Annotated in this window: 11 protein-coding genes; 7 read left to right on the top strand and 4 right to left on the bottom strand. The window is 64.2% G+C overall.

Going from position 1 to position 10,441, the window contains the following annotated elements:
- Nucleotides 1-1,631: hypothetical protein (locus G3I74_RS15650; protein WP_203594496.1), on the bottom strand; the 1,631-nt coding region annotated here is incomplete at its 3' end.
- A 76-nt stretch (nt 1,632-1,707) separates the two neighbouring features.
- Between G3I74_RS15650 and G3I74_RS03925 the strand changes: the two genes are divergently transcribed.
- The 6 genes from G3I74_RS03925 (at nt 1,708) to G3I74_RS03900 (ending at nt 7,434) form a co-directional block, all read left to right on the top strand.
- Complete coding sequence (locus G3I74_RS03925; RefSeq protein WP_164209507.1) at nt 1,708-2,493, top strand: type I secretion C-terminal target domain-containing protein; 786 nt, start codon at nt 1,708-1,710, stop codon at nt 2,491-2,493.
- A 182-nt stretch (nt 2,494-2,675) separates the two neighbouring features.
- Nucleotides 2,676-3,777 (top strand): peptide chain release factor 2 gene (gene prfB / locus G3I74_RS03920; protein ID WP_164210291.1). Its coding sequence is split into 2 segments (ribosomal slippage): nt 2,676-2,750 and nt 2,752-3,777, totalling 1,101 coding nucleotides; the frame shifts between segments, so codons are not numbered across the junction.
- A 125-nt stretch (nt 3,778-3,902) separates the two neighbouring features.
- Nucleotides 3,903-5,411 (top strand): lysine--tRNA ligase, encoded by a 1,509-nt coding sequence (gene lysS / locus G3I74_RS03915; protein ID WP_338063053.1) that lies wholly within the window; start codon nt 3,903-3,905, stop codon nt 5,409-5,411.
- Complete coding sequence (locus G3I74_RS03910) at nt 5,408-5,962, top strand: lipocalin family protein (RefSeq protein WP_164210252.1); 555 nt, start codon at nt 5,408-5,410, stop codon at nt 5,960-5,962. Before lysS ends, G3I74_RS03910 begins: the two co-directional genes overlap by 4 nt.
- Entirely contained in the window at nt 5,952-6,935 is a 984-nt protein-coding gene (locus tag G3I74_RS03905) for an NAD(P)/FAD-dependent oxidoreductase (RefSeq protein WP_164210251.1), read from the top strand. The genes G3I74_RS03910 and G3I74_RS03905 overlap by 11 nt, the downstream gene beginning before the upstream one ends.
- 22 nt (nt 6,936-6,957) lie before the next feature.
- Nucleotides 6,958-7,434, top strand: coding sequence for a UDP-N-acetylglucosamine-transferase (locus G3I74_RS03900; protein ID WP_239056574.1), 477 nt, complete (start codon nt 6,958-6,960; stop codon nt 7,432-7,434).
- Here the strand turns inward: G3I74_RS03900 and lpxH are convergent.
- The gene (gene lpxH / locus G3I74_RS03895) at nt 7,412-8,164 is read right to left on the bottom strand and encodes a UDP-2,3-diacylglucosamine diphosphatase (protein ID WP_338063052.1); all 753 of its coding nucleotides are present in this window, start codon (nt 8,162-8,164) and stop codon (nt 7,412-7,414) included. The genes G3I74_RS03900 and lpxH overlap by 23 nt on opposite strands.
- A gap of 31 nt (nt 8,165-8,195) precedes the next feature.
- Entirely contained in the window at nt 8,196-8,792 is a 597-nt protein-coding gene (locus G3I74_RS03890; RefSeq protein ID WP_164210249.1) for a peptidylprolyl isomerase, read from the bottom strand.
- 103 nt (nt 8,793-8,895) lie between these two features.
- On the opposite strand from G3I74_RS03890, the gene mtnA reads away from it, so the two are divergent.
- Nucleotides 8,896-9,921, top strand: coding sequence for an S-methyl-5-thioribose-1-phosphate isomerase (mtnA, locus tag G3I74_RS03885; protein WP_164210248.1), 1,026 nt, complete (start codon nt 8,896-8,898; stop codon nt 9,919-9,921).
- 37 nt (nt 9,922-9,958) lie between these two features.
- Here mtnA and G3I74_RS03880 read toward each other — a convergent pair whose 3' ends face one another.
- Nucleotides 9,959-10,381 (bottom strand): TonB-dependent receptor, encoded by a 423-nt coding sequence (locus G3I74_RS03880; RefSeq protein WP_164210247.1) that lies wholly within the window; start codon nt 10,379-10,381, stop codon nt 9,959-9,961.
- Nucleotides 10,382-10,441 lie beyond the last annotated feature (60 nt).

The raw sequence follows: 10,441 nt of genomic DNA, 5'->3' as shown, positions 1-10,441 counted from the left end.
ACCGATACCGATACGGACTCGGATTCCGACTCCGACAGCGACTCGGACTCTGACTCTGACAGCGACTCAGATTCGGACACCGATACCGATACGGATACGGATACCGATACGGACTCCGACAGCGACAGCGACTCGGACTCTGACTCCGACAGCGACTCGGATTCGGACACCGATACCGATACGGATACCGATACGGACTCTGACTCCGACAGCGACTCGGACTCGGACTCCGACAGCGACAGCGACAGCGACAGCGACTCGGATTCGGACACCGATACGGATACCGATTCCGACAGCGACTCGGACTCCGACAGCGACAGCGACTCGGATTCGGACACCGATACCGATACCGATACGGATACGGATACGGATACGGATACCGATACGGACTCCGACAGCGACAGCGACTCGGATTCAGATACCGACACCGATACGGATACCGATTCCGATAGCGACTCGGACTCGGACTCCGACAGCGACAGCGACTCGGATTCGGACACCGATACCGATACGGATACGGATACCGATACGGACTCCGACAGCGACAGCGACTCGGATTCGGATACCGACACCGATACGGATACCGATTCCGACAGCGACTCGGACTCGGACTCCGACAGCGACTCGGATTCGGACACCGATACGGACTCCGACAGCGACAGCGATTCGGACTCTGACTCCGACAGCGACTCTGACTCCGACAGCGACAGCGACTCGGATTCGGACACCGATACGGATACCGATACGGATACCGATACGGATACCGATACGGATACCGATACGGATACCGATACGGACTCGGATTCCGACAGCGACAGCGACTCGGATTCAGATACCGACACCGATACGGATACCGATACGGATACCGATACGGATACCGATACGGATACCGATACGGATACCGATACGGATACCGATACGGATACCGATACGGATACCGATACGGATACCGATACGGATACCGATACGGACTCGGATTCCGACAGCGACTCGGACTCTGACTCCGACAGCGACTCGGACTCTGACTCCGACAGCGACTCGGACTCGGACTCGGATTCGGATTCCGACAGCGACAGCGACTCGGATTCGGACACCGATACGGATACCGATACGGATACCGATACGGATACCGATACGGACTCGGATTCCGACAGCGACAGCGATTCGGACTCCGACAGCGACAGCGACTCGGACTCTGACTCCGACAGCGACAGCGACTCGGATTCGGACACCGATACCGATACGGATACCGATACGGATACCGATACGGACTCCGACAGCGACAGCGATTCGGACTCTGACTCCGACAGCGACTCGGATACGGACACCGATACCGATACGGATACGGATACCGATACGGACTCGGATTCCGACTCCGACAGCGACAGCGACTCGGATTCAGATACCGACACCGATACGGACACCGATACGGACACCGATACGGATACCGATACGGACTCGGATTCCGACAGCGACAGCGACAGCGATTCGGACTCTGACTCCGACAGCGACAGCGACTCGGACTCTGACTCCGACAGCGACTCGGATTCTGACTCCGATAGCGACTCGGATGACGATGATGAGTCAGACCCAGGCGGTGAGTCCGACGATGGCGGCAAGGGGGATGGCAAGGGTCCAGGCTTGGATCGTTACACGGAGCCTTCAGCTGAACCCGATACCAATGATGACTCAGAGTTGGAGCGTCCCGTGGGAAGCGGTTTGCCACAGAATGCGTCGCATGCTCTCTACCTGGTTCTGGGCGATACCGGTGACTACGGCACCTTGAAGGTTGACTCGGAAAGCGCCCCAGAACTGCAGAAGGGCTGGTCGGTTGTTGACTGGGTGTCAGAAGGAGAAGGAACCTTCTACGATTCAGCGGGCGAGGAGATCGGCACTGAACAGCTTCCTGATTGGGCTGTTTTGGATGAAAGCGGATTGACGCTCGAAACTGGCACCTGGGATGCCGTATCAGGCGAAGCTGCTGAAGGTCAGAAAGTCGAAAGCCCGACTAATCTTAATGATCTGCTAGCTGAAGAGTCTGTCGATGATACTGTTGATCTGAGTTCTTCAGCTTCGGGCGGGTTGGCTGCAGATGTGGGTGACGAGTTCGCAAGCCTTGAGTCTCCGATCACGACCGGCCAAGCGACTGACCAAAGTCTTCTGGGAAGTGCAGAAGCGGTTGAATTGCCTCTAGCAGATGGAGACGGATCAGTTGACACCGATGTCGACGTGATGTCGGAGGTCGGCAGTGCAGCTGGTGAGCCCCTGAACTTAGGGGATCTTGTCGAAGGCGCGACGATAGATACCATCTCGGATTATCTGACCCTTAACTTCGACGGCAATGACACGATCATCGACGTCCAGCCGACTGCTCCAGGGGAAATGTCTCAGCAGTTCGTCCTGGCGGGTGTGGATATCACCGGTATGGGAGATACTGATCAGGAAATTCTGACTAACATGATTGAAGACGGCATGCTCAAGATCGATACCTGATCGATAGCGCTTCACGCAGTAAATCGGGGAGGCTCTTCGGGGCCTCCCCTTTTTTGGGTTCGGGCTTCGCGCCGGGATCGATGCCGGGCGCCCGCCGGGGGGTGGATTCGGGCGGCCTCGACCCGTTCGGGCCGTCGAGCCGGTAGAATCGGGACTTTCGCAAGAACACCGGAGACAATCGCCTGATGGAACAGACCGCGATCAAGACCCTGCTGGACGATCTGCAGCGCCGCGTGGCGGCGCTCAGGGGGTATCTTTGACTACGATGGCCGCGTAGAACGACTCGAGGAAGTCACCCGCGAGCTCGAGGATCCATCGGTCTGGGACGACCCGGAGCACGCCCAGGCGCTGGGCAAGGAGCGCTCCGATCTCGATCGCTCGGTCAGCGACCAGAAGACGGTGCTCGACGGCGTGGCCGACGCGGCCGAGCTGCTTGACATGGCCCTGGCCGAGGACGACGAAGACACCCTGGCCAGCGTCGCCAAGGATCTGCAGACGCTGGAAAAGCGGGTGGCCGACCTGGAGTTCCAGCGCATGTTTTCCGGCGAGATGGACGGCCGGCCCTGTTTCATCGATATCCAGGCCGGCTCCGGCGGCACCGAGGCCCAGGACTGGGCCGAGATGCTGCTGCGCATGTATCTGCGCTGGGCCGAGCAGCGGGGCTGGAAGTCCGAGCTGATCGAAGTCTCCGAGGGCGATGTGGCCGGCGTCAAGAGCGCGACCATCCGGGTGGAGGGCGACCACGCCTTCGGCTGGTGTCGTACCGAGACCGGCGTGCACCGGCTGGTGCGCAAGTCGCCGTTCGATTCCGGCAACCGCCGCCACACGTCGTTTGCCAGCGTGTTCGTTTCGCCCGAGGTCGACGACAGCATCGAGATCGATATTGATCCCTCGGACCTGCGCGTCGACGTTTACCGGGCTTCGGGCGCGGGCGGCCAGCACGTCAACCGGACCGAGTCGGCCGTGCGCATCACCCACGAGCCCACCGGCACCGTGGTCCAGTGCCAGACCGACCGCTCCCAGCACAAGAACAAGGACCGCGCCATGGGCCAGCTGCGCGCCAAGCTCTACGAGTTGGAGCTGCAGAAGCAGCGCGAGAAATCGCAGGCGGCCGAGGACGAGAAGGCCGATATCGGCTGGGGCAGCCAGATCCGCAACTACGTGCTCGACCAGTCGCGGATCAAGGACCTGCGCACGGGCGTGGAGCGGTCGGATACGCAGAAGGTGCTCGACGGCGACCTGGATGAATTCGTTGCCGCGCAGCTGCAGGCGGGGTTGGAGTGATCGGGTTACGGTTTACGGTTTACGGGTTCAGGAATTTGTGGCGGGCCGGGTTTTGGGCGCGTACTTGGTGATTTGACGGGATGATGGATGTGAGTGACAAGAAGGACAGTGGCGGTCAGGACACGGTGACGGTTGACGATGAAAACCGTCTGATCGCGGAGCGGCGGGCCAAGCTCAATGACCTGCGCGCAGCCGGTGCGGCGTATCCGAACGACTGGCAGCCGGATACCGAGGCGGCTGCCTTGCTGTTCCGCTTTGCCGACGAAGACACTTGGAGTCAGGAAGCGTTGGAGCGCCTGGACGAGACGTTCCGCCTGGCCGGGCGAATCATGAGCCGGCGCATCATGGGCAAGGCCAGCTTCGTCCATATCCAGGACGGGTCGGGCGAGAAGATTCAGCTCTATCTGCGCCGCGACGACCTGCCCGAGGGTGTCTACCAGGCCTTCAAGCAGTGGGATATCGGCGACCTGGTCGGGGTCTCGGGCCGGATGATGCGGACCCGGACCGGCGAGCTCAGCGTGCACGCCGATGATCTTTGCCTGCTGACCAAATCCTTGCGCCCGCTGCCGGAAAAATGGCACGGGCTGACCGACCAGGAGACCCGCTACCGCCAACGCTACGTGGACCTGATCGTCAACCCGCAGGTGCGCGAGACGTTCGTGCGCCGCAGCCGCATCGTGCGCGCGATCCGCGATTTTCTCGACCAGCGCGGTTTTCTCGAGGTCGAGACGCCGATGATGCACCACATTCCCGGCGGCGCCACGGCCAGGCCGTTCATTACCCACCACAACGCCCTGGACCTGGACCTTTACTTGCGCGTCGCACCCGAGCTGCACCTGAAGCGCCTGGTCGTGGGCGGGCTGGACAAGGTTTACGAGATCAACCGCAACTTCCGCAACGAAGGGGTCTCGACCCGCCACAATCCCGAGTTCACCATGCTGGAGTTCTACTGGGCGTACGCGGACTACAACCAGCTGATTCGGCTGACCGAGGACATGCTGCAGGAGATCGTGACCCTGATGCCGGGCCTCAAGGACGGGCGGGTGGAATACCAGGGCGAGGAGATCGATTTCGGTGGCACGTTCCGGCGCCTGAGCGTGGCCGAAGCGGTGGCCGAGCATTACCCTGACCTGGCCGAGGCAGACATGCGTGATGTGGGTCAGTTGCGCGCGGCCTGCGACAAGGACGGTATCCACGTCGAACCGGCCTGGGGCTGGGGGCGACTGCTGATGGAGCTGTTCGAGCACCGCGTCGAAGACCAGCTGATCCAGCCGACCTTTGTCACCGGCTACCCGATCGAGGTCTCGCCACTGTCGCGCCGCAACGACGATGACCCGGAGCTGGCCGACCGCTTCGAGCTGTTCGTGGCCGGGCGCGAGATCGCCAACGGCTTCTCCGAGCTCAACGATCCCGAAGACCAGGCCGAGCGCTTCCAGGCCCAGGTGGCCGCGCGCGACGCCGGCGACAAGGAGGCCATGCACTTCGACCACGACTACATCCGCGCGCTGGAATACGGCATGCCGCCGGCGGCCGGGGAGGGCATCGGCATCGATCGACTGGTGATGCTTTTGACCGACTCGCCGTCGATCCGCGACGTGCTGCTGTTTCCCTACCTGCGACCGGAGGCCGAATGAAAGCGCTGCTACACCTGCCGCTGGCCCTGGCCACGCTGACCCTGAGCACGCTGGGCATGGCGCGGGCGCCGCTGGAACTGGTCGACAACCTCGATCTTGAGCGCTACCAGGGCCGCTGGTACGAAATCGCGCTGCTGCCCAACCGTTTCCAGAAACGCTGCGTGTCCGATACCAGCGCGCTTTACGTCCTGCGCGACGACGGTCGCGTCCAGGTCACCAATCGCTGTCGCCAGGAAGACGGCCGCTGGCGGGAGGCCGAGGGCATCGCGCGCAAGGCCGACCCCGAAGGCCCAAACGCCGCGCTCGAAGTCCGTTTTGCCCCGAAGTGGCTGTCCTGGCTGCCGTTTGTCTGGGGGGATTACCGGGTCATCGCCCTGGACGAGGACTACCAGTACGCCATGGTCGGCTCGGACAATCGGAAATACCTGTGGATTCTGGCCCGCGAGCCCGGCCTGGACCAGCGCGTGTTTGATCGCTTGCGCAGCCAGGCCGAAGATCAGGGTTTCGACACCGAAAAACTGGTGATGAGCGAACACAGCGATGCCCCATGACGTCTGCGTGATCGGCGCTGGTTGGTCCGGCCTGGCCGCGGCAACGGAGCTGCAGAGGGCCGGACTGGACGTGGTCGTGGTGGAAAAAGCGCGCGGCCCGGGTGGGCGTTGTGCGACCCGCCGCCAGGACGGGTTCGCCTTCGATCACGGCGGGCAGTATTTCACCGCGCGCTCGTCGGCTTTTGCCGCGGCGGTGGAGGACTGGAAGCGGCAGGGACTGGTTGCGGCCTGGGCGCCGGAGATTCACGTGTTCGGACGGCGCCCGAAACTGGGCCAGTCGTCGCCGGCCGAGCGCCTGGTCGCCTTGCCGGGCATGAACGGCGTGCTCAAGCATCTTGCCGGTTCGCTGGATTGCCGCTTCGGCTGGCGCGCCGAGCGGCTGGTGCACGATGGGTCGGAATGGAACATCCACGGCGCTTCAGGCGCCGAGCCCGTCAAGGCCGCGCAGCTGCTGTTGACGGCACCGCCGCAGCAGTCCGCCGACCTGCTGCGCGGGGTTTCTGGTCTGGCCGAGCGCATCGCGGCGGTGCCAATGAGTCCGTGCTGGGCGCTGATGCTGGGGTTCGAGCAGCCTCTGGAGGCCGGTTTCGACGCGGCTTTCGACAATGACGGCCCCTTGTCCTGGCTGGCGCGCAACTCGTCGAAGCCGGCGCGCGACGGCGAAGCCTGGATCGCCCACGCCAGCGCCCAGTGGAGCGCCGACCACCTGGAAGCGCCGGCCGAGGAGGTTGCCCGGGCCCTGTTGGCTGCCTTCCGGTCACGCGTACCGGCCGTCGCCGAAGTGCCACCGGCGTTGCTGAGCGCGCACCGCTGGCGCTATGCCTTGGCGCCCGAACCGCTCAACGAGGCCTGCCTGGTTAATCAATCCCGCGCCCTGGTCGTTGCCGGCGATTGGTGCGCGGGCAACCGCATCGAGGGCGCCTGGACCAGCGGACGCGCGGCTGCCGAGGTCTTGTCGCAATGGCGGGACTGACCGAAAGCGGCGCGTGACGGGCATGGAAAAAGCGTCGATTTTTGTCAGCATCGCGGCGTTTTGTGATCCGTTCCTGCGCTTCACGATCGAGTCGCTTTTCAAGCAAGCCTCTGTGCCGGAGACGCTGGTGCTGGGGGTGGTCGACCAGAGCGCCGAGCCGATTGGGCCATGGCTGGCGGCGCAGCCGTTTGCCGACCAGGTGCGCTACCTCCACATCGACCCGCTGCATTCGCGCGGGGTGTGCTGGGCGCGCCACCTGGCGCAGACGCTGTACGACGACGAGGCTTATTTCCTGCAGGTCGATTCCCATACCTGGTTCGCTGCGCGCTGCGACGATGCCCTACGCGCTGGGGACCGCAAGATCGCTGGAGGATTTCATCGAGCGCAGCGGCATCGATTATCTGAACCTGCGCATCGGCTCGCCCAAGTCAGACCTGGTCAAGGCGTTGCGGTGATGAGTGAACTGCGCCCGTGTCTCAGTCCCGGTCCCGGATGCTGAGCTCGATTTCGCCGGCCGCGCCGTAGCCAAGCTCGAGCAGGCTGACCCCGTCCGGATCAACGCGCACCGCGCTGCCGCGACCGCCATGCCAGTCGCCCAGCACGATGCGCGCTACCGGCTGTTGATCGATATGACCCCGGTGAATGGCGGGTCGATGGGTGTGGCCGTGGATCAGGCGCCGGGCGCCCAGCTGCCGGAAGGTCTCGGTGACCGTCTCGGCGTTGACGTCCATGATTCGGTCAGGCTTTCCGCGATTGCGGTACGCGCTGATGCGGCGCGCCAGTCTGGCCAGCAGGCGGCGCCACCACAGCGGTCGCGACAGCGCGCGGGCCTGCCAGGCCGGGTCGCGCACGCGGGCGCGAAAGCGCTGGTAATCGTGGTCGTCCGTGCACAGGCTGTCGCCGTGGAGCATGGCGGTGGCCGGTGAGGCGCCGGGCAGCATGACCGGCTCTTCCAGACGCCGCATGCCGGCCAGCCGGCAGTAGTCATCGCCGAGCAGGAAGTCGCGGTTGCCGCACAGGAAATACACCTCGACGCCGGACGCGGCCACCTCGCGCAGCTCCGTGGCCACTTCAGATGCCAGCGCTCCGGCGCCGTCGTCGCCGATCCAGACCTCGAACAGGTCGCCAAGGATGTAGAGGGCGCGGCACCGGCGAACCGGCCCGCGCAGAAAATCGATGAACAGGCGCGTGCTTTCGGGCCGACCGGGCTCGAGGTGCAGGTCGGCGATCAGGTAGACCGGGCCCTGGTCGATCAGACGATCACTCAGGGAGCTCGACCCGCTCGATGATCACCTCCTCGACCGGCACGTCCTGGTGCATGCCGCGGCGGCCGGTATCGACGGCGCGAATGGCGTCGACCACGTCCATGCCGTCGCTGACCCGACCGAAGACGGCGTAGCCCCAGGCCTGGCCGGAGGCCTTGCCGCGATGATTCAGGAACTCGTTGTCGGTGACGTTGATGAAAAACTGCGAGGTCGCCGAATGCGGGTCGTTGGTCCGGGCCATGGCCAGGGTGCCGCGTTCGTTGGCCAGGCCGTTGTCGGCCTCGTTCTCGATCGGCTCGCGGGTTGCTTTCTGCTGGAATTCGGTGTCGAATCCGCCGCCCTGGATCATGAAGTTCGGGATCACGCGGTGGAACAGGGTGCCGTCGTAGTGGCCGTCGCGCGCGTACTGGATGAAGTTGGCCACCGATTGCGGCGCCTTGTCTTCGAACAACTCCAGGGTGATGGCGCCGTAGTTGGTATGCAGGATCACAGTAGGATTCTCCGTGGTCGGTTCGTCGGCAGACGACGAGTCAGTGGTTTGAGCCGCGGCCAGCAGCGGCAGCAGCAGGCAGAGCGAAAGCAGACGTTTCATGGTTCCGTTCCAGCGGGTCTGATCAGGGCCGCCAATGATAAGGCTTTTGTCGCTGGCGTGCTGTTGTTGGCGCTGCCGGCGCGCGTTGGCCTAGAATGGCCCCATGACCACGGTATTCGATGAAAGCAGCGACGGTTTCCAGGCGGTGCGCTTCGACGGCAAGCGCCTTGAGCTGATCGACCAGCGCCTGCTCCCGCAGGAAGAACGCTGGCTCCGGATCGACCAGATCGACGCCGTGATCGCGGCGATCGCCGACCTGGTAGTGCGCGGGGCGCCGGCGATCGGCGTCACCGCCGCCTACGGTGCCGTGATGGCGGCCCGGGCCCGAGGCGACGACCTGCGCGGCTGGCTGACCGATATGCAGCGCCTCGAGCAGGCCCGTCCAACCGCCGTCAACCTGGCCTGGGCGGTGGCGCGAATGCGCGAGGTGACCGTCCGGCTGGGCAGGCTCGATAGCGATGCGCTGGCCGATGAGGCGTATCGGATGCACCGCGCCGATATCGAGGCCAATCGGACCATGGCCAAAGCAGGCAGTGCCGTCATCGACCCCGGCAGCGGTGTCCTGACCCACTGCAATACCGGCTCGCTGGCCACCGGCGGGATCGGCACCGCGCTGGGCGTGGTGCTCGAAGGGGTTCGCAGCGGCCGGGTCGAGCGCGTGTACGCCGACGAGACCCGGCCATGGCTGCAGGGCTCGCGCCTGACGGCCTGGGAACTGGCCCGGGCCGGGGTCGAATTCCAGGTCCTGGTCGAGGGCGCCGCCGCCGCTCTCATGGCCAGCGGAAAAGTGGACTGGGTGATCACCGGCGCTGACCGCATCGCCGCCAACGGTGATGTCGCCAACAAGATCGGCACCTACGCGCTGGCCGTGCTCGCGCGCCACCACGGGGTGAAAATGATGGTCGTGGCACCGTCGTCGACCGTGGATCCGGCGATGGCGAGCGGGCAGGGCATCGAGATCGAGCAGCGCGACTCGGCCGAGATCTGGCGCGCAGCCGGCATCGAGTCCGTGCCGTCCGGCTTTGCCGCCTGGAACCCGGTTTTCGACATCACCCCGGCTGAACTGGTCGACTGCATCGTCACCGAAAACGGCGTCTTCTATCCAGACTACGACTTCAGCCAGCCTTAGGTAATCGACAGCCATCTCCCGGGGTCGCGCATGCTGCTCATTCGATCACCAGCTCGGCAGCGGGCGCGGCGCGGTTTGCCCTGCCGGCGTGGACCACCATGGCGCTCATCAGGACCAGGGAAGCCAGCACCAGAATGGAAGCTGATGCCAGTACCGGCTCGAGCCGGTCAGACGGGGCAGCGCCGCCGTAAAGCAGCAACAAGCCGCCGATCAGGCCAAAGACGCCCAGGTGATGTCCGGCCAACTGCAGGCCGCTGAGCAGGGCCGGCCGCGGGCCCAGCCACAAGCGACCGATCACGGCGTAGGCGAACGACAGCAGGAAGCCCACCAGCATCAGATGGGCATGGGCCACGGCCTGGCTGTGATCATGGCTGGCCGCCATGTAGATGCCCAGCCCCAGACCGCCAGTGGCATAGGCGAGTGCGCCGAGCAGGTGGAGACGATCGGTTCTTGTGTTCATGGTCAGGTTCTCCATGGCTTCGATTCAGGTCAGAAAATGGCCGTGCGGGCGCACGGCCAA

The sequence above is a fragment of the Wenzhouxiangella limi genome (assembly GCF_010499265.1).
Lineage (GTDB): Bacteria > Pseudomonadota > Gammaproteobacteria > Xanthomonadales > Wenzhouxiangellaceae > Wenzhouxiangella > Wenzhouxiangella limi.
This window is presented reverse-complemented; position numbering and strand designations above follow the sequence as displayed.

Excerpts from the sequence above, each read along its gene's own strand:
- G3I74_RS03900 (WP_239056574.1), top strand. The coding sequence starts at position 6,958 with ATGGAAAAAGCGTCGATTTTTGTCAGCATCGCGGCGTTTTGTGATCCG.
- mtnA (WP_164210248.1), top strand. The coding sequence starts at position 8,896 with ATGACCACGGTATTCGATGAAAGCAGCGACGGTTTCCAGGCGGTGCGC.
- G3I74_RS03910 (WP_164210252.1), top strand. The coding sequence starts at position 5,408 with ATGAAAGCGCTGCTACACCTGCCGCTGGCCCTGGCCACGCTGACCCTG.
- G3I74_RS03880 (WP_164210247.1), bottom strand. The coding sequence starts at position 10,381 with ATGAACACAAGAACCGATCGTCTCCACCTGCTCGGCGCACTCGCCTAT.
- G3I74_RS03890 (WP_164210249.1), bottom strand. The coding sequence starts at position 8,792 with ATGAAACGTCTGCTTTCGCTCTGCCTGCTGCTGCCGCTGCTGGCCGCG.
- G3I74_RS03905 (WP_164210251.1), top strand. The coding sequence starts at position 5,952 with ATGCCCCATGACGTCTGCGTGATCGGCGCTGGTTGGTCCGGCCTGGCC.